Origin of the sequence: Mycobacterium ostraviense (assembly GCF_002705925.1) — a bacterium.
Lineage (GTDB): Bacteria > Actinomycetota > Actinomycetes > Mycobacteriales > Mycobacteriaceae > Mycobacterium > Mycobacterium ostraviense.
Map to the genome: position 1 here is coordinate 1190876 of NZ_NKRE01000001.1, position 19010 is coordinate 1209885.

The following is a 19010-nucleotide window of genomic DNA, read 5'->3' on the forward strand; positions in this document are numbered from 1 at the left end:
ACGAAGTGATGCTGAGGAGCGGCGCCCATGAGACGAGACGCTAGCAGGCCAGTTCAGCACCACTCGGCCAACTCCAGCCTGGTGTCGCCGTAGACCCGCTCGGGCCACCGGGTCCAGCCCTCCGGCCAGGCCAACGGCGCACCCGTGACCGGTCGCTCCACCACGGCGACGGTGCCTTGCCGGACCCAGCCGTGGGCGCTCAACGCGGCCAGCACGGCATCGATATCCGCGGTGCCGACGTCATAGGGCGGGTCGGCCAGCACCAGGTCCACCGGAGCCGACGTCCCTGCCGCTAACACGGCGGCCACCATGCCCCGGCGCACCACGGCACCGGGAAGACCCAGGGCCTTGATGTTGCGCGCGATGACGGCCGCGGTGCGCCGGTCGGCCTCCACGAACAGCGCCGACGCGGCCCCGCGCGACAATGCCTCCAGCCCGAGTGCTCCCGAACCGGCATAAAGGTCCAGCACGGCCAGCCCGGTCAGCTGCCGGCGTGCGCTCACGATGTTGAACAGCGATTCGCGGACCCGATCGGTGGTGGGCCTGGTCCCCCGCGGGGGTACCCAGAGCCGCCGTCCCCCGGCGACTCCGCCGATGATCCGGGTCAGCTCACCACCGCCAGCAGATCCCCGCCCTCGACCTGGGCGGTATCCGAGACCGCCACCCGCTGCACGGTGCCGTCGTTGGGGACGGTGATCGGAGCCTCCATTTTCATCGCCTCGATGGTGGCGACGGTCTGGCCGGCCGTGACCTGGTCGCCGGCGGACACGGCGATGGTGACCACCCCGGCGAACGGCGCGGCGATGTGGGCCGGATTTCCGCGGTCGGCCTTCTCGGCGGCCGGGACCGCGCTGGCAATGCTGCGGTCGCGCACCAGCACCGGCCGCAACTGGCCGTTGATGATGCACATCACCGTTCGCATACCGCGTTCGTCGGGCTCGGAGATCGCTTCCAGACCGATCAACAGTTCCACGCCGCGTTCCAGCTTCACCCGGTGCTCTTCGCCCTGCCGCAACCCGTAGAAGAACTGGTTGGCCGACAACTGCGAGGTGTCCCCGTACGTCTCCCGGTGTTCCTCGAATTCCTTTGTGGGACCAGGGAAGAGCAACCGATTCAACGCGGCCTGCCGTTTGGGTCCCGGCACCGCCAGAGCCGCCTCGTCGTCGCTCGTCAGTTGTCCGGCGGGTTTGGCCGGCGCCCGGCCGGCCAGCGCCGTGCTGCGCAACGGCTCGGGCCACCCGCCGGGTGGATCGCCCAACTCACCCCGCAGGAATCCCAACACCGAATCCGGGATATCGAATCGTGCCGGGTCGGAGGCGAATTCATCGGCGCTTACCCCGGCACCGACCAGGGCGAGCGCCAGATCACCGACGACCTTCGACGACGGCGTGACCTTGATCAGCCGGCCCAGGATTCGGTCGGCGCCGGCGTATGCCTCCTCGACCTCCTCGAACCGGTCCCCCAAACCCAGGGCGATCGCCTGCTGGCGCAGGTTCGACAACTGACCGCCCGGAATCTCGTGATGGTAGACCCGCCCCGTCGGCCCGGGAAGGCCGGACTCAAAGGGCGCATACACTTTTCGCAGCGCCTCCCAAAACGGTTCCAGAGCGCAGGCCGCGGCAAGCGACAAACCGGTGTCGTAGTCGGTGTGTGCTGCGGCGGCCACGATCGAACTCAGCGCGGGCTGGCTGGTGGTGCCCGCCAGCGGCGCAGCGGCCCCGTCGACGGCGTCGGCCCCGGCGTGCCAAGCGGCAACATAGCTGGCCAGCTGACCGCCCGGAGTGTCGTGGGTATGCACGTGCACCGGCAGGTCGAAGCGACTTCGCAACGCGGTGACCAGCTTTCGGGCAGCCGGGGCCCGCAACAGCCCCGCCATATCCTTGATGGCCAGCACCTGGGCGCCGGCCTGCACGATGGACTCGGCCAGCCTCAGGTAGTAGTCGAGCGTGTACAGCCGCTCACCGGGGTCAGCCAGGTCGCCGGTGTAGCACATCGCGACTTCAGCTACCGCAGAACCGGTTTCGCGCACGGCGTCGATCGCCGGGCGCATCGACTCGAGATTGTTGAGCGCGTCGAAGATCCGGAAGATGTCGATGCCCGTGGCGGTGGCCTCGTCGATGAACGCCGACGTCACCACCTCGGGATAGGGGGTGTAACCCACGGTATTGCGGCCCCGCAGCAGCATCTGCAGGCAGATGTTGGGGATCGCCTGGCGCAGCGCGGCCAGCCGCTCCCACGGGTCTTCTTTGAGAAAGCGAAGTGCCACATCGTAAGTCGCACCGCCCCAGCACTCCACCGACAGCAGCTGCGGCATGCTGCGGGTCAGATACGGCGCCACCATCATCAGTCCGCTGGTGCGCACCCGGGTGGCCAGCAGCGACTGATGCGCGTCACGAAATGTCGTGTCGGTCACCCGCACCGCCGCCGATTCCCGCAGCCAGCGCGCGAAACCCTCCGGCCCCAATTCGGCCAGCCGTTGCTTGGAGCCCGCCGGCGGCGGGGTGTCCAGGTCGATGTCGGGCAGCTTGTCCTGCGGGTACACCTTCGACGGCCGGGTGCCGTGCGGTTTGTTGACGGTGACGTCGGCCAGATAGTTGAGGATCTTGGTGCCCCGGTCGGCCGACGATCGCGCGGTCAGCAGCTGGGGGCGCTCGTCGATGAACGACGTCGTGATGAGGCCGGCCTGGAAATCGGAATCATCCAGAACCGCTTGCAGGAAACCGATGTTCGTCGACACCCCGCGAATCCGGAACTCTGCCATGGCCCGGCGCGCCCGGTTCACCGCGGTCGGGAAGTCCCGGCCCCGGCAGGTGAGCTTGACCAGCATGGAATCGAAGTGGGCGCTGATCTCGGCGCCGAGGTTGGTGCTGCCGTCCAGCCGGATACCGGCGCCGCCGGGGGTGCGCAGCGCGCTGATCCGGCCGGTGTCGGGCCGGAATCCGTTGGCCGGATCCTCGGTGGTGATCCGGCACTGCAGCGCCGCGCCGTGCGGCCGGATGGCCTGCTGCTCAAGACCCAGGTCGTCAAGCGTCTCCCCCGCGGCGATGCGCAGTTGGCTGGAGACCAGGTCCACGTCGGTGATCTCCTCGGTGACGGTGTGTTCCACCTGAATCCGCGGATTCATCTCGATGAAGACGTAATCCCCGCTTTGGTCCAGCAGAAACTCGACCGTTCCGGCGCCGCTGTAGCCGATGTGGCGGGCGAACGCGACGGCGTCTGCACAGATCTGCGTCCGCAACTCGGCCGGCAGGTTCGGGGCGGGCGCCAGTTCGATGACCTTCTGATGGCGACGTTGCACACTGCAATCCCGCTCGTAAAGGTGGATCACGTTGCCGTTGGTATCCGCAAGGATCTGCACTTCGATGTGGCGTGGGCGCAACACCGCCTGTTCGAGATAGACCGTCGGGTCTCCGAACGCCGATTCGGCTTCGCGGCTGGCGACTTCGACGGCTTCGGGCAGCGCGGCGATCTCGCCGACCCGGCGCATACCGCGGCCGCCACCGCCGGCAACCGCCTTGACGAACAACGGAAACCGCATGCCCGCGGCGGCCGACACCAGCTCGTCGACCGAGGCCGACGGCGCCGACGACGTCAGCACCGGCAGTCCCGCTTCCCGGGCGGCGGCGACGGCCCGGGACTTATTTCCAGTCAGCTCAAGCACTTCGGCGCTGGGGCCGACGAAGGTGATGCCCGCTGCCGCACATGCCCTGGCCAACTCGGGGTTCTCCGACAAGAATCCGTAACCGGGGTAGATCGCGTCAGCGCCGGCGCGGCGGGCGGTTTCTACGATCTGGTCGACCGAAAGATAGGCACGTACCGGATGCCCGATTTCGCCGATCTGATATGACTCGTCGGCCTTGGACCGATGCAGCGAATTGCGGTCCTCGTAGGCGTAGACGGCCACCGTGCCGATACCGAGTTCGTAGGCCGCGCGAAATGCCCGTATCGCAATCTCCCCGCGATTGGCCACCAGCACTTTGGCGATCACGCTCGACCCTTCTCAGATCAGTGTCGACCAATATTTCCAGAAACGGATCATGATCTGCAGGAACACCGCGGTGAACCACAGCGTCGCGATCGACCATCGCCATTGGAAGAGCACCCGCACGACGGCGTTGTCGCGCTGTTCGAGCACCGGACGAAACGCGATCGACGCCACCACCACCAGCAGTGTGATGGTGACGACCCAGACCAGCATGCAGTACGGGCACAACGCCCCGATGCGGTACAGACTTTGGAAGATCAACCAGTGCACGAAACCCGTACCGACCAGGATCCCCGTCATCAGCCCGGTCCAATACCAGCGCGGCAGAGGCACTTTCGTCACCGCCAGCACACCGGTGACCACCACCACGGTGAACCCCACAATGCCGACCACCGGGTTGGGCAGGCCCAGCAGTGTTGCCTGCGGGGTTCCCATCACCGAGCCGCACGACATGATCGGGTTGAGGTTGCACGACGGCACGTAATCCCGGTCGAGCAGAACCCTGATCTTCTCCACCGTCAGCGTCATCGAGGCCAGCAGGCCGAACGCGCCGGCGATCAACACCCACCACGCACTGAGTGCGGGTACCCGCACTCCGCCCGCTGGGTCCGAAGTCAGATCGGCGGGTTCGGCTGAGACCATCGTCGTCAAGCTGCCGGGGCGGTTGCCGCCGTGTCCATACCCGGAATGTCGCCGACGATCTCTTTGATCTTGGCCACCAGCGCCTCCGGCGTCGACCATTCGTATTCGGTGCCGTTGATCTTGACGGTCGGTGTCGCGTGGATGTTCGCGGCGGCCGCCAGCCCATCGACCTTGGAGAGGTACTTTCCGCTGTTGATGCAGTCGGGCACCTTGCCGACGACACCGGCTTCGCGGGCGAGTTCGATCAGCTTTGCGTTGTCCGGGAAGGTCTTGCCGACTTCGGACGGCTGGAAGTCTTTGCTGAACAACGCGGTGTGGAACCGGCGGAACGCATCGATGGACTCGTCGGCGACGCAGTACGCCGCGGCCGCCGCCCGCGACGAATAATTGTCGTTGCGCGGGCTGGAAAGGATATCCACCATCGTGTAATCGGCCGCGATAGCGCCGATGTCAATGAGCCTGGATACGGTCGGACCGAATCCGCGCTCGAAGTTCCCGCAGGCCGGACACAGGAAATCCTCGTAGAGCGACACCACAGCCTTGGGGTTGCTGGTTCCGGGCTGGGTGACCAGCTTGCTGGACGTCACCCGGATCGCATCAGCCGTGGCACCGCCCTTCTTGTCGTGCGAGGTGACGATGTAGAACACCAGGGCAACGGCAAAGAGCACGACGATCGCGGTGCCACCGATTTGCACCAGCCGGCCGAATTTCCCGTCGGGCGACTTCAGGTCGATCCGCGGAGGGCGTTTGTTTTTGTCGGCCACGGGTTCGCGATCCTCACTTGGTGAATAGCCTGTGCTGCTGGCGCCTCTAGAGTACCGGCGGCCGCCCGGATACGGCTCAGACCCGGCTCAGGTGTGCCCGCAACGCCGAAATCAGCTCGCTCGTCGCGGTGGCACTGGCACCGCCGAGCGGAAACAGATTGAGGAAGCCGTGCGTCAGCGAACCCTCGCAACGCAGATCCACCGCGGTCCCGGCGGCCCGCAACGCCGCCGCATACTGCTCGCCCTCATCGCGCAGCGGGTCGAATCCGGCGACCACGATCAGCGCCGGCGGCAGACCGGACAGCGACTCGGCCCGCAACGGCGACACCCGCGGATCGGTGGGGTCGATCCCGCAGCCGCGCAGGTAGTTCGCTTGGAACCAGTCGATGTCTCGTTTGGTCAGCAAGAAACCACGGGCGAACAGACTCAGTGAGCGGGTCTGCGCGGTGAAGTCGGTGCGCGGGTAGATCAGCCACTGGAACACCGGAGCCGGGCCTCCGCTGTCTTTGGCCAGTTGGCACACGACGGCCGCCAGGTTGCCGCCTGCGCTGTCGCCGCCCACCGCAATCCGCCCGGGGACGGCACCGAGTTCGCCGGCGTGCTGGTAGGCCCACGTGAAGGCCGCAAACGCGTCGTCGATCCCGGCTGGGGCGCGATGTTCGGGAGCCAGCCGGTAGTCGATCGACAGCACATGGATGCCGGCATCGCGGCAGGTCAAGCGGCACACCCCGTCGTGGGTGTCCAGGTCGCCGATCACCCAGCCGCCGCCGTGATAGAAGACCAGCAGCGGTGCGGCGACGCCGCCGGGCGCATGATAGTGCCGTGCCCGGATGTCCCCGGCCGGCCCGGGCAGCGTGATTTCTTTGACCTCGACGTGAATCTGCGGACCGCCGAATCCCAGGGTCGCTTCCCGCATGTTGGCACGCGAGGCGTCCGGGTCGTCGTCGATCACCAGGCCGTCGAGGCCGACGGCGCGCATGCCCGACAGCATCAGCTGCAGCGTGGGATCAAGGGTGTTGCCGTCAATGACGACGGAACGACCGCGCGTGAGAAGCCGCTTAGCCGGGCCCGGAATCCACGGAATGACTTTGACGCCTACGCCGGTGACGGTGCTCTGGATGCGACGCGTCCACCGCATCGGTACGCAGGTCGCCTCGGGCTGCAGGTCCGGCGTGCCGGGCAGACTCTTGGTCATGGGTTTCTCCTATGTCAACCGCTTAGGAAAACGCGAGCTCACGCTGAACGACATTGATGCCTGTCGGACTCGGAGTCTTCCGGATTGAGCCGACGGACACCGAGTAGGCATTGGCTGCGCGCCGGGTGCCGGCATATCGACACCGCGGTGGCCTACCGCAACGAACGGGAGACCGGGCGAGCGGTTGCCAATTCCGGCGTGCCCCGCGACCAACTGTACGTGGTGACTGAATTGGCGAATCCCGACCAGGTGGCGTTCGTTGTCGGACCATCCGATTGGTGACACGGCAGTCGCGCGACACCGCGCGCGGACACCGGCGCAGGCGTTGATTAGGTGGCGTATTCAACTCGGTAATATCGTGATCCCCAAGTCGGTGAACCCAAAACGGATTGTGAGCAACTTCGACGTGTTCGACTTCGAGATCCGCGCCTCGACTCAGCGGCGCCATGGCCTCGATCTCGTCGCCAGATGGCGGAACCCGGCTTGGCCCTGATCCGAGATCCTTCAATTTCACAGGCAGGTGAGATGCGTTGACCGGCGAGTCGGGCGCCATGATTCCCTCAATAGCCCTAAACGACGAGAACACGATGCCGGTTCTCGGCCTCGGCGTCGCGGAGTTGTCCGAGGACGAAACCGAACGGGCGGTGTCGGCGGCGTTAGAGGTCGGCTGCCGGCTCATCGACACCGCCGCGGCGTACGGCAACGAGGCAGCCGTCGGCCGCGCGATCGCCGCGTCCGGCATTCCGCGCGCGGAATTGTTCGTCACCACCAAGCTGGCCACCGCCGATCACGGTTTCACCATGGCGCAGGAGGCTTGCAAAGCCAGCTTGGAGCGACTCGGCCTGGATTACGTCGACCTGTACCTGATTCACTGGCCGGCCCCCGCTGTGGGTAAGTACGTGGATGCCTTCGGCGGCATGATCCAATCGCGCGGCGAAGGCCATGCCCGCTCGATCGGGGTCTCCAACTTCACCGAGGAACATGTGTCGAACATCATCGACCTCACGTTCGTCACACCCGCGGTCAACCAGATCGAGCTGCACCCGCTGCTGAACCAGGCCGAGCTGCGCAAATCGAATGCGCAGCACAACGTCGTCACCCAGTCCTACACTCCGCTGGCTCTCGGCCGGCTGATGGACAACCCGACCGTGACGTCGATCGGCGGTGAATACGGCAAGACGCCCGCACAGGTGCTGCTGCGCTGGAATCTGCAACTGGGTAATGCGGTCGTCTTCCGCTCATCGCGGCCCGAGCACATCACCGGCAACCTCGACGTGTTCGACTTGGAATTGGCCGCCGAGCACATGGATGCGCTCAACGGGCTCAACGACGGCACCCGCCTTCGCGAAGACCCGCTGACCTACAACGGCACATAATCTCCGGGTCGCTTGCCGACCGTGAAGGTGACGACGGCTCGTCGGCGTGTCGCGTCGCCGGATGCACAGTCGCCGGGGTTATCCCGTCGGGCAGGTGCCCGCGGCGTTGCGCAATACGCCGGCCGACGCCTCGTCTACCGGCAACGAGTAGCCGCGCAGCACCGCGATGAACTGCATGGCGTACTGACAGGCGAATGCGGCGTTGGGCGGCATCCACTGGGCCGGGGGTGAATCCCCTTTGTCCTGGTTGGCCTGTCCCTGCACCGCCAGCAAGTTGGCCGGATCGTTGGCGAACCGCAGCCGCTGCGGAGCCGGCCAGTCGTAGGCGCCCATGTCCCAGGCATAGGACAGCGGAACGATGTGGTCGATCTGCACCGACTCGCCGACCTTGGCGCCGCGCTGGAAGGTGATGGTGGTGTTGGTGTACGGGTCGTGCAGGGTGCCGGTGGCCACGGCATTAGGGCACCGCTTGGTCGGCACGTACGTCTTGTCGACGAGGTCGCGGTTGAGGATGTCGTCGCGGGTGTCGCAGCCGTTGTGCCCGCCAGGCGCGTCGTTGTCGTCGTCCCAGGCGTCGCCGAAGGCCGCCCTGCGATAGTCGTAACGGTGGGCGCGCCGCGGCAGCACGGCGACCCCGGCGAGCACATCGGTACCGGGCTGAACCGTCGGGACATCGGCGCGCGCGGCGAACTGCTCAGCGTGCCTGGCCGCCGACGAGCCCAGCGTCTGGTAGGCGACCATCAGGGCCAGCAGCGCTACCGCCGCCAGCCCCAGCAGCGTCTTGCGGTTCATGATTTGTCCAGGTATTCGATGCGGTCGGTGTCGGTGAATCGCGCTGCCAGCAGCGCCAGTCCGGGGTGCTTGCCGGCGTCCTCGTAGGCGCGGACGCAGAAGTCCCGGGCCGCCTCGAGGTACTCCCGGTGCTCGGCCAGCGACAGCAGCCGCAGGGTGATCGCCTTGCCGGACTGGTTGCGGCCCAGCACGTCTCCTTCCTTGCGTTCCTTGAGGTCGAGGTCGGCCAGGGCGAACCCGTCCATGGTCTCGGCGACCGCGCGCAGCCGCCGCCCGGCCGGGGATGCCGGCGGCATCCAGCTGGCCAGCAGACACAGGCTCGGATGTGCGCCACGCCCGATGCGGCCGCGCAGCTGGTGTAACTGGCTGATGCCGAACCGGTCGGCATCCATCACCAGCATCACGGTGGCATTGGGGACGTCGACGCCTACCTCGATGACGGTGGTGCACACCAGCACATCGATCCGGCCGGCCCGGAAGGCCGCCATCGCGGTGTCCTTCTCGTCGGCCGACAATCGCCCGTGCATGAGTCCTAACCGCAGGTTGGCCAGCTCGCGGGAACGCAATCGCGCGTACAGACCCTCGGCGGTCTCTGAAGGCCTCGAGCCGGCCGGCTCTTTCTCCGGCTCATCGCTCTCGTCGATGCGGGGCGCCACCACGTAAGCCTGGCGGCCGGCCGCGACCTCCTCGATGATGCGTTGCCAGGCCCGGTCCAGCCAGGCGGGCTTGTCCTTGACGAAGATGACATTGGTGGTGATCGGCTGGCGCCCGCGCGGAAGTTCGCGCAGCGTCGAGGTTTCCAGGTCGCCGTAGACGGTGAGCGCGACCGTGCGCGGTATCGGCGTGGCGGTCATGACCAACAGATGCGGGGTGATTCCGGCAGGCGCCTTGCCGCGCAATTGATCTCGCTGTTCGACACCGAACCGGTGTTGCTCGTCGACCACCACCATGCCCAGGTTGTGAAACTCCACCGCATCCTGCAACAGCGCATGGGTGCCGACGACGATGCCGGCCTGACCGCCGGCCACCTCGGCCCGGACTTGCTTCTTTTGCCCCGCGGTCATCGAGCCGGTCAGCAGCGTCACCCGGGTGGCGTTATCCGCCCCACCCAGCTGGCCGGCCATCGCCAGCGGGCCCAGGATATCGCGAATGGACGTAAGATGTTGTGCGGCAAGCACTTCGGTGGGGGCCAGCAGGGCACACTGATAGCCGGCGTCGACCATCTGCAGCATGGCCAGCACCGCGACGATCGTCTTGCCCGAACCGACCTCGCCCTGCAGCAAGCGGTTCATCGGACGCGTCGCCGAGATCTCGTCGGAAAGCACGGCGAGCACCTCGCGCTGGCCTGGGGTCAGCTCGAAGGGCAGCTGGCCCAGCAACTCAGCCGCCAGGCCATCGGACCGCGGCGGCGCCGAAGGGCCGGACTCCGACAGCTCACCGTGCCGGCGCGCGACCAGCGCCCACTGCAGGCCGACGGCTTCGTCGAAGGTCAGGCGTTCGCGGGCACGTTGGCGTTCGGATTCGTTCTCGCCGAGGTGAATGGCCCGCAGTGCCTCGTCCTCGGAGACCAGGCCATGCTCGGCGCGCACTCCGGCGGGCAGCGGATCATCCACCGGGTCAAGGACTTCGAGCACCTGGCGGACGCATTTGAAGATGTCCCAGCTCTGCACTTTGGTGCTGGCCGGATAGATCGGGAAGAAGCGCCGTTCGAACTCCTCCATGGCCAATTCGCCGCTGATGGCCTTGGAGGCGTCGGCGATGCTTTTCAGTGACCTGGTGCCGCGGTTCTTTCCGTCCGGCGAGTCCAGGATCAGAAACGCCGGATGCGTGAGCTGCATGACCCCGTTGAAGAACCCGACTTCCCCGGAGAGCATCACCCTGGTGTTCTTGGTGAGGTCCTTCTTGATGTAGTCCGCGTTGAAGAACGTGGCAGTCACCTTGGTGCGGCCGGCGCCGAGGGTGATGCGCAGGCATTGGCGCTTCGGCGTCTTCTTCATGGGAAACGTCTTGGTTTCGGTGATGACGTCGACGATCGTGATGTGCTCACCCGGTTCGGGCCGCTCGTCACCGGCGCCGCGCCTGGCCCCGCCTTCGACGTAGCTGCGCGGGTAGTGGCGCAACAGGTCGTCGACGGTCCTCATGCCGAACTCCTCGTCGAGCGGCTTTGCCGACGGGGCGCCGAGAACGAAGTCCAGCCGGTCGCTCAGCGACACCATGGTTACTCGACCCCGATCAGCAGCACGTCGCCGCGGTGACCGGTGCGATAGGTCACCAGCTCGGTGCCCGGATGACGGTCGTGCATGTGCTTTTCCAACAGGTCAGCCAGGGCGGCGGCATCCTCCTCGGCGACCGCGGCGCCAAACAGCACCGTCACCAGGTCGCCCCCGGAGGCCAACAGCAGATCGAGCAGCCCGATCGCCGCCGCGGCGATGTCGCCGGCGACGATCAGCACCTCGTCGCCGGCGATGCCCAGCCCGTCGCCCGGCTCACAGGTCCCGGCCCAGGTCAACGCCCGCTCGGTGGCCGTGCGCACCGAGCCGTGCCGGGCAGCACCGGCGGCGCGGGCCATGGTGTAGCCGTCGTCGACGGCCTGGCTGACCGGGTCGTGTACGGCCAGGGCAGCCAACCCCTGCACCATTGACCCGGTCGGCACCGGCACCACGTCGACACCCCAGCCCAGGGCCGCGGTGCAGCCGGCGACCAGTTCCTCGGCGGCCACGTAGCCGTTGGGCAGCACCATCACCTGGGCGGCACCGGTGTCCACCACCGCCCGCACCAATTGATGGGCGGTGATATCAGCGGCAGGTGCTGAGCCATCCGGGCCGGGTCGCAGCACGCAGGCCCCTTCTCCGGCGAACAGCTCGGCGGCGCCGTCGCCGTCGACGACGGCCAGGACGGCCCGTTCCCGTGTCCAGCTGCCCGCCGGCAGCCCGTTGGCACCGGAGCTCAGCGCCGAGATCACGATCCTGCTCAGCTGCCCGGCCGCCAGTCCTGCCTCCACGGCCGCGCCCGCGTCGTCGGTGTGCACGTGCACCGAATAGCTCTGCGATGGGGCGGCCGCGATTGCCACCGAATCCCCCAGCTCCACGAGCCGGTCACGCAGGGTGTCCGCCGCCGCCGCATGACAGCCGGTCAGCAGGTACATCACCTCGAACTGCGGCGCCGGCCGTGCGGCGGGGGCCTCGGCGAACAGCGCGCGCGGCGCCGGCTCGTACACCGAGCGGGCGGGTGTGTGCCCGGTGAGCGTCGCGCGCAACGCGTCCAGCATGACCAACAGGCCCCGGCCGCCGGCGTCCACCACACCCGCGTCGGCGAGCACGTGGAGCTGCTCGGGCGTCTTTTCCAGCGCGACGACGGCGGCATCACCGGCGGCGGCCACGGCTTGGTCCAGGGTTTCGCCGGCGTCGGCGCACTGCTCGACCGCGGCGGCTGCGGCCCGCAGCACCGAAACGATGGTTCCCCGGACTTCCTCGCCGCCCATCGAGGCGATGACCAGCTCGACACCACGCCACAAAGCGGCGGCCAGCAGGGCCGCATCGATGGCCGGCAATGCACCGGCCGAGTCGGCTGCCGCGCTCGCGGTGATGTCGGCGATGCCGCGCAGAATCTGCGACACGATCACCCCGGAGTTCCCCCGGGCCCCGTTGAGCGCGCCGGACGACAGTGCGGCAGCGACCCGGGCGACGTTACCCGCGTTGCGGCCGTCGTCGGCCCGGGCCACCGCGTCCGCCTCGGCGAGCGCCGCGCGCATGGTGAACAGCATGTTCGCGCCGGTGTCGGAATCGGCGACCGGGAATACGTTCAGCCGGTTGATTTCGTCGATGTGGGTGATCAGGTCGCTGACGACGGTGTGCGCCCAATCCCGCAGCGCCGATGCGTCCAGCCGACGACCTGGCGTGTCCACCGTGACCCCACCTCCTCTGCGCCAGCTCCCGGTGGGCGCCAGCGTAGCCCGGCGACAGTGTGGACAGCTGGCGTCGGCTGCTGTTCGGAGCAGGCCGCCAAGCCGGGACGACAAAGCTGCATCGAGCCTAGCCAGCGGGGGTGACAGCACTGGCCACGGGCGGATGGCGTTTTGGCGCTCGCCGACGACCCCGGCTATCCTGGGACGGCCTGGGCCAGCCGGGCCGTTCCGCCCGGGTCGCCGGACCCCCAGCAACCGACTTGAGGAGTTTGAACAATGGCCGCTGTGTGCGATATCTGCGGGAAAGGCCCCGGCTTCGGCAAGTCGGTGTCACACTCCCACCGCCGCACCAGCCGTCGGTGGGACCCCAACGTCCAGACCGTGCGGGCGGTGAGCCGTCCCGGGGGCAACAAGAAGCGCATCAACGTCTGCACATCCTGCATCAAGGCGGGCAAGGTCAGCCGCGGCTGACCTTGTTGCGGCGCGGGTGCCGCTAGATTTCGGCCCGTCCCGATCGGCGCGATGGATTGCGCCTCGATGAATTGCGCCGCTGCCGAGACCTTCGGTAAGAGCCCGCGCCATCGGGTGACCCTTCAGGCGTCAGCCTTGGCGTGCCGCATGCGCTTTAGGCCCGGTGCCGGTGCCGGATGACGGCCCCCATCGTCAAAGAAATTGCGCCACAAAAGGACTGAGGTCGCGCCAGCGCCGAAAACCAGCGGCATCAAACAGGCCCCCTGTCAATCGCTTCTGCCCATTGATTGATAGCGGATAGCTATTTGACAACAACGCATGCCGCCGACATCTTTTTGGCGTGTCGGCGATCACATCTCAGCAACGCTGGGACGCGGTACACGAGACAACACCAGGCCTGTCCACCGGTAGCTGAACGGTGGTCAAACATGTCGTGCCCGTGCGTGATCAGCCCACTGAATGCCCGTCGCAAGTAGAGGTCCAGGAATGTTGTGGGAAGAGGTTCGGCGGTGACGCTAAGCGTGGATGAAACTTTGGCCGCCGTTGCGGGTGCACCGGTGTGGCTGGCTTCGCCGCCGGAGGTGCATTCGGCCTTGCTGAGCGCCGGCCCGGGAGCAGCCCCGTTGCTGACGGCCGCCGCGGGATGGGCGTCGTTGGGCGTCGATTATGCGTCGGTGGCTGAAGAACTCACCGCGGTGTTGGGCGCGATGCGAACCGGGGCGTGGCAGGGCCCCACCGCGGAGATCTGTGCGGGGGCCTATGGGCCGTATGTGGCGTGGCTGGCTCAGGCCAGTAGCGATAGCGCCGCAGTCTCGGCAGCACATCAGGCGGTGGCGGCTGCCTATGTCAGCGCGGTCGCAGCGATGCCGACACTGCCGGAGTTGGCCGCCAACCACGCCACCCACGCGGTGTTGCTGGCAACGAATTTCTTTGGCATCAATACCATACCGATAGCACTCAACGAGGCCGACTATGCGCGGATGTGGATTCAGGCCGCGACCACGATGAGCGTCTATGACGCAGTCACTGCAGCCGCAATGGCGTCGATGCCGCACACCCCACCGGCACCAATCATCATCAAACCCGGCACCGGTCTGGCCGGCGAGATCGTAGCCGGCGCTGCGCACAACATCAGCTACGAGCCCTTTCCGATATGGCAGATCCTGTGGGACATGATCAAAGTCGTTGGCACGGAGATTCTCGCCGTTCCGGCCCATGCAATTTTTACCCTCATGATGGCTTTCTACACACCAATAGTCTTATTGTTTGTTGGATACTTGGTCTTGATCGGCAACACGCATTTGGCGCTTGAAGCTCTTGCATACCTAGAGCTCGCGTGGCTAACTGTTGGAATCGAAACGTTCGCTACTGTATTTCTTCCTTTCGTCTTCGGTTATGAAGTCGGCAATCTGGTGATCCAATGGATCAGTCAATGGATCTTGGGGCTGAACCTTGGGATGCTCCCCACTCTGGTGGGTCCGGTAGCCGCAGCGACGGCACTGCCGGTTTTGGCTGCTTCCGCCAGCTCGAGCGCTGTGGCGGGCATGGTTGCCACACCTGTGGCGGGGGTAGCGGTCGGCGCTGTTGAGCCGTCGGCAGTGTTGCCACAGGCGCAGTTGGTGTCGGTCGCAACGGCCTGCAGTTGCTCGCAGTCGCCGGTGCCGCTGGCGGCTTCGGATCACGGTGCGGGCGCGCCGGGGTTTGCCGGCACCGGGCCATCAGGAGGCGCCGCGCACGCTGCCGGGTTGGCCACGCGAGGCGGTAGCGAGTCGGGGAGCGGCCCGCGGCTGCCGATGTTGCCGAATTGTTGGAATGCAAGCCTGGCTGGCCTGACCCATGTGGGATGTGTTTAGCGCGGGAAAAGGCGGCCGAGACGGTCATTGAGATTTCGCGGCGGATTCACGACAGCTTCACGCTCGGCGGAAGTCGCAGTCGGTCGACACATCCTCACCGATGCGCCCGCAGCCCCCTCACCTCGGTCACGGCAGCCGCCAATCGATCGGGTCGGCACCCATCCCCGCCAGCAGCTGGTTGGCACGGCTGAACGGCCGCGAGCCGAAGAACCCCCGCGACGCCGACAGCGGCGACGGATGCGGCGATTCGATGGCGACACATTTCCCGGCGGCCAACATCGGTTTGAGCGTCGACGCGTCACGCCCCCACAGGACGGCCACCAGCGGCTGCGACCGCGAGACCAGCGCTCGAATCGCGCATTCGGTCACCACTTCCCAGCCCTTACCCCGGTGCGACGCCGGATTACTCGGGCGCACGGTCAGCACTCTGTTCAACAACATCACGCCGCGCTGTGCCCAGGGCGTCAGATCACCGCACGAGGGCTGCGGATAGCCGAGGTCGGCTGCGTACTCCTCGAAGATATTGGCCAGGCTGCGCGGTAGCGGACGCACCTCGGGGGCTACCGAAAAGCTCAGTCCCACCGCATGTCCGGGTGTCGGATACGGATCCTGCCCGACGATCAGGACCCGCACCTGGTCGAATGGAAAAGTGAAGGCGCGCAATATGTTCGGCCCCGCCGGCAGGTATTTGCGGCCGGCTGCGATCTCGGCGCGCAGAAACCGCCCCATCTGGGCCACCTGGTCGGCCACCGGGTGCAACGCGGCGGCCCAGCCCTGCTCGACGAGTTCGCTCAGTGGACGTGCGCTCACTGCAGGCCTTGTGCCAGGAGCACCACCGTATCGGCGCCCGCCCGACGGTCTTTCGAAATCTCTTGGTACTCAGGCGATTGTGCCCAGCCACGGAATGCCGGCTCGTCGGGAAACGACATCAGCACCACTTTCTGATGGTCCCACTGCCCCTCGATCACCTGGGGTGACTCTTCGGCAGCCAGCAACCTTCCCGGATGGCGACGAAATACTTCCATGAACCTGGTCTGGTACCGGTCATATGCTGCCCGATCGGTGAATCTCAGCTGGGCGATCACGTAGACGGTCACCGCGTCACCCTACTCATTGGGTGGTCAATCGAATGACTGCCAACCCGCATATCCGCCCCATTCGTTGCCGTCGACCAGCACCCGGGGCGGACCGTCGACCACTCGCCCGATGACACGCCAGCCGGCCGGCACCGCGTCGACGAAACACGCGACCAGGGCGTGGTCTTCGCCGCCACCGAGCACCCAGTGCCACGGATCGGCGCCCACGGCGTCGGCGGCCGCGGTCAGCGCGGCGCGGTCGTGAGCCAGCGCCGCGGTCGACACGTCGATACCGACCGCGGATGCCTGCGCTACATGGCGCAGGTCGGCGACCAGGCCGTCGGAGATGTCGATCATTGCCTGGGCCCCTGCGGCGGCGGCCGCCACGCCCTGCCGATACGGCGGCTGCGGCACCAGATGACGCCGCCGTAGCTCGTCGAATCCGTCAATCCCGTTGAGCCACAACTGATATCCGGCCGCCGAGCGGCCCAAGTCACCGGCCACCGCGACGACCAAGCCGGGTTTGGCGCCGGAGCGCCGCACCGGTGCGCGTCCCTCGAGGTCCCCCAGCGCCGTCACCGACACCACCCACTGCGGGCAGCGAACCAGATCGCCTCCGACGATGCCGGCGCCGGTTCGGTCCGCCTCGTCCCACATCCCGTCGACCAGGGCGCTCACCTGGGCCGCGGCTGTGTCGGTGGGTGCCCCGAAGCTCACCACGAACGCGGTACAGCGCGCGCCCATGGCCGCGATGTCGGCAGCGTTCTGGGCGATCGCCTTGCGGCCGACGTCGTGGGGTGTCGACCAGTCCAGCCGAAAGTGCCGGTCCTGGACCAGCATGTCGGTCGACATCACGACGCGGCCGTCGCGGGCGGCGACCACCGCGGCGTCGTCGCCCGGCCCGAGCTCGACGACAGGAGGCTGACGGCGACCGGCCACCAACCGGTCGATCATGGCGAACTCCCCGAGCTGTTGCAGCGTCGGAGACTCCCCCGATGCGTCCTCGCGCACGCCACCTCCTGCGGGACGTCTCACCCGGGTCCCCTGCCTGCCCGGGTGGACCGCGTTAGTGTATGAGCTCGGGCGACTCGAACATCCGGGCGGGATGTCGGTGGCCCTGGGACAACCGGGCAGTCAAGGTGAGTCGGAGGTGGCCGGCCAGGTGACGGGCGACGCCCTTCGCAACCCCGACCCCGAAGCAGACGGTCCGCCACGCATCCTGATCATTGCGGCTGTGGCACTGGCCGTGGCGGCGGTTGCGGTGATCCTGGTGATCGCGGCGATCCGCCACCCCCGGCAACAACCGGTCACCGTCGCGGCAGTGCCGGCCCCCCACGCCGGCAGTCCGGCCTGCCAGGCGCTGACGGCAGCGCTGCCGCAGCGCCTGGGTGACTATCAGCGGGTGCCGATTGCGCAACCGGCCCCGGAAGGCGCGAGCGCCTGGAGCTCCGGGCCCTCCCGCGAGCCGGTCATCGCGCGTTGCGGCCTCGACCGCCCGGCCGACTTCGTCGTGGGCGCGCCGATCCAGATCGTCGACCGGGTGCAGTGGTTCCGGGTGACCGACGAAACCTCATCGGACGGCAGGTCCACCTGGTACACGGTCGACCGTCCGGTGTACCTAGCTCTGACGTTGCCGGCAGGGTCGGGGCCGACGCCGATCCAGGAGCTGTCCGAGGTCATCGACCGCACCATCGCGGCGGTGCCGATCGACCCGGCGCCGACCGGTTAGCGCAGGCCCACTCCCCGGGCCAGCGCCGTCTCCACCATGGTCCCCAGCAGCGTGGGATAGTCGACGCCGCTGGCCGCCCACATCCTGGGGTACATCGAGATCGTGGTGAACCCCGGCATGGTGTTGATCTCGTTGATCACCGGGCCCTCCTCGGTGAGGAAGAAGTCCACCCGGGCCAGGCCCTGGCAGTCGATGGCGTGAAACGCGCGGATCGCCAGGTCCCGCACCGCGTCGGCGACGTCGTCGTCGACCTTGGCGGGCACGTCCAGCTCGGCTGCGTCGTCGAGGTATTTGGTCGCGAAGTCATAGAAGGCGTCCTCGCGTCCGCGAACCCCGGCCACCCGGATCTCCCCCAGCGTGCTTGCCTGCACCGTGCCGTCCGGGAATTCGAGCACACCGCATTCCAGCTCACGGCCGTTGACGGCAGCCTCGACGATCACCTTCGGATCGTGGCGGCGCGCCTCGGCGACCGCGGTGGGCAACTCATCCCAGCTCGACACCCGGCTGACGCCGATCGACGAGCCGCCGCGCGCGGGCTTGACGTATGCCGGCAGCCCGAGCCGCTCGCATTCGTCGCGACTCAATGCCGGCCGGGACGGGCGCAGCACCACGTGCGGTCCGACCGGTAGCCCGTCAGCGGCCAGCAGCTTCTTGGTGAATTCCTTGTCCATCCCGGCGGCACTGGCCAGCACACCGGCCCCGACGTAGGGCACCCCGGCAAGCTCGAGCAGTCCCTGGATGGTGCCGTCCTCCCCATAGGGGCCGTGCAGTACCGGGAACACCACGTCGACGGAGGCCAACACCTCACCGGCACCCGGCGGCAACGACACCAGTCGGCCGCCCCACTGCGGGTCGGCGGGCAACGCCAGCAACGTGCCCGATTCGGAGCTGACCGCGGGCAGTTGCCGGTCGGCGATGGCCAGCGCCTCGGGATTGCCGTCGGTGAGCACCCACGAGCCTTGCGGCGTGATGCCGATCGCGATCACCTCGAACCGCTGCGGGTCCAGGTTGCGCAGGATGCTGCCCGCCGACACGCAGGAGATGGCGTGCTCGTTGCTGCGGCCGCCGAACACGACGGCAACCCGGGCACGCCGGTCGCTGGCACTCACAACCTTCAGAGGTTACCGGGTGGGACGCCACGGCACCCGGCTCCCGCGCTCCGCGTGCTCGATGACGACGCGCCGAGCCTGTAATTTCGCAGCGGAAGTTCGAGTAGCGGCCTG

17 protein-coding genes and 1 pseudogene are annotated in these 19010 nt (G+C 67.4%); 6 read left to right on the top strand and 12 right to left on the bottom strand.

The genetic code is table 11. The features are described from left to right. Positions 1-53: 53 nt before the first annotated feature. The 5 genes from rsmD to CDN38_RS05205 all read right to left on the bottom strand — a co-directional run bounded on the left by rsmD (position 54) and on the right by CDN38_RS05205 (position 6529). Positions 54-608 (bottom strand): 16S rRNA (guanine(966)-N(2))-methyltransferase RsmD, encoded by a 555-nt coding sequence (gene rsmD, locus CDN38_RS05185; protein ID WP_075511719.1) that lies wholly within the window; start codon positions 606-608, stop codon positions 54-56. Continuing rightward, entirely contained in the window at positions 605-3988 is a 3384-nt protein-coding gene (locus tag CDN38_RS05190) for a pyruvate carboxylase (protein ID WP_075511701.1), read from the bottom strand. Before CDN38_RS05190 ends, rsmD begins: the two co-directional genes overlap by 4 nt. Before the next feature lie 12 nt (positions 3989-4000). Then, positions 4001-4627, bottom strand: coding sequence for a vitamin K epoxide reductase family protein (locus tag CDN38_RS05195; protein WP_075511700.1), 627 nt, complete (start codon positions 4625-4627; stop codon positions 4001-4003). 5 nt (positions 4628-4632) lie between these two features. After that, positions 4633-5391 (bottom strand): DsbA family protein, encoded by a 759-nt coding sequence (locus tag CDN38_RS05200; protein WP_075511699.1) that lies wholly within the window; start codon positions 5389-5391, stop codon positions 4633-4635. 76 nt (positions 5392-5467) lie between these two features. Beyond that, positions 5468-6529 (bottom strand): alpha/beta hydrolase, encoded by a 1062-nt coding sequence (locus tag CDN38_RS05205; protein WP_269821531.1) that lies wholly within the window; start codon positions 6527-6529, stop codon positions 5468-5470. A gap of 204 nt (positions 6530-6733) precedes the next feature. Between CDN38_RS05205 and CDN38_RS32840 the strand changes: the two genes are divergently transcribed. The 3 genes and pseudogenes from CDN38_RS32840 (at position 6734) to CDN38_RS05215 (ending at position 7962) form a co-directional block, all read left to right on the top strand. After that, positions 6734-6868 carry a hypothetical protein gene (locus CDN38_RS32840; protein WP_438502286.1) on the top strand — a complete coding sequence of 45 codons (135 nt, stop codon included), beginning with the start codon at positions 6734-6736 and terminating at the stop codon, positions 6866-6868. After that, a pseudogene (locus tag CDN38_RS32845) lies at positions 6843-7110 on the top strand (aldo/keto reductase); the annotation flags it as partial. The gene CDN38_RS32840 and the pseudogene CDN38_RS32845, both read left to right, overlap by 26 nt. A 6-nt stretch (positions 7111-7116) precedes the next feature. After that, on the top strand, positions 7117-7962 hold the full coding sequence (locus CDN38_RS05215) for an aldo/keto reductase (RefSeq protein WP_099318834.1): 846 nt from the start codon (positions 7117-7119) through the stop codon (positions 7960-7962). Between the two features lie 78 nt (positions 7963-8040). On the opposite strand, the gene CDN38_RS05220 is transcribed toward CDN38_RS05215, so the two are convergent. Genes CDN38_RS05220 through CDN38_RS05230 form a run of 3 tightly spaced genes read right to left on the bottom strand, consistent with a single transcriptional unit; the run spans position 8041 to position 12637 of the window. Next, positions 8041-8754: an HNH endonuclease family protein gene (locus CDN38_RS05220; RefSeq protein ID WP_075511697.1), complete on the bottom strand. Its 714-nt coding sequence runs from the start codon at positions 8752-8754 to the stop codon at positions 8041-8043. Further along, complete coding sequence (gene recG, locus CDN38_RS05225; RefSeq protein ID WP_075511696.1) at positions 8751-10970, bottom strand: ATP-dependent DNA helicase RecG; 2220 nt, start codon at positions 10968-10970, stop codon at positions 8751-8753. The genes CDN38_RS05220 and recG overlap by 4 nt, the downstream gene beginning before the upstream one ends. A 2-nt stretch (positions 10971-10972) precedes the next feature. Further along, complete coding sequence (locus CDN38_RS05230; protein ID WP_099319328.1) at positions 10973-12637, bottom strand: DAK2 domain-containing protein; 1665 nt, start codon at positions 12635-12637, stop codon at positions 10973-10975. A 297-nt stretch (positions 12638-12934) separates the two neighbouring features. Between CDN38_RS05230 and rpmB the strand changes: the two genes are divergently transcribed. Further along, positions 12935-13129, top strand: a complete 195-nt coding sequence (gene rpmB / locus CDN38_RS05235; RefSeq protein ID WP_023372203.1) for a 50S ribosomal protein L28 — start codon at positions 12935-12937, stop codon at positions 13127-13129. 557 nt (positions 13130-13686) lie between these two features. Beyond that, positions 13687-14982 carry a PPE domain-containing protein gene (locus CDN38_RS05240; protein ID WP_408633056.1) on the top strand — a complete coding sequence of 432 codons (1296 nt, stop codon included), beginning with the start codon at positions 13687-13689 and terminating at the stop codon, positions 14980-14982. A 126-nt stretch (positions 14983-15108) separates the two neighbouring features. Here the strand turns inward: CDN38_RS05240 and CDN38_RS05245 are convergent, their stop codons facing one another. Genes CDN38_RS05245 through CDN38_RS05255 form a run of 3 tightly spaced genes read right to left on the bottom strand, consistent with a single transcriptional unit; the run spans position 15109 to position 17069 of the window. Next, positions 15109-15792, bottom strand: coding sequence for a uracil-DNA glycosylase (locus tag CDN38_RS05245; protein ID WP_075511694.1), 684 nt, complete (start codon positions 15790-15792; stop codon positions 15109-15111). Beyond that, positions 15789-16079, bottom strand: a complete 291-nt coding sequence (locus CDN38_RS05250; RefSeq protein WP_075511693.1) for a DUF1330 domain-containing protein — start codon at positions 16077-16079, stop codon at positions 15789-15791. The genes CDN38_RS05245 and CDN38_RS05250 overlap by 4 nt, the downstream gene beginning before the upstream one ends. 24 nt (positions 16080-16103) lie before the next feature. After that, positions 16104-17069: a thiamine-phosphate kinase gene (locus CDN38_RS05255; RefSeq protein ID WP_075511692.1), complete on the bottom strand. Its 966-nt coding sequence runs from the start codon at positions 17067-17069 to the stop codon at positions 16104-16106. Between the two features lie 94 nt (positions 17070-17163). On the opposite strand from CDN38_RS05255, the gene CDN38_RS05260 reads away from it, so the two are divergent. Beyond that, positions 17164-17787: a DUF3515 domain-containing protein gene (locus tag CDN38_RS05260; RefSeq protein WP_099318836.1), complete on the top strand. Its 624-nt coding sequence runs from the start codon at positions 17164-17166 to the stop codon at positions 17785-17787. Here CDN38_RS05260 and CDN38_RS05265 read toward each other — a convergent pair. Next, positions 17784-18896, bottom strand: a complete 1113-nt coding sequence (locus CDN38_RS05265; RefSeq protein WP_075511691.1) for a D-alanine--D-alanine ligase family protein — start codon at positions 18894-18896, stop codon at positions 17784-17786. The genes CDN38_RS05260 and CDN38_RS05265 overlap by 4 nt on opposite strands. Between the last annotated feature and the right edge of the window lie 114 nt (positions 18897-19010).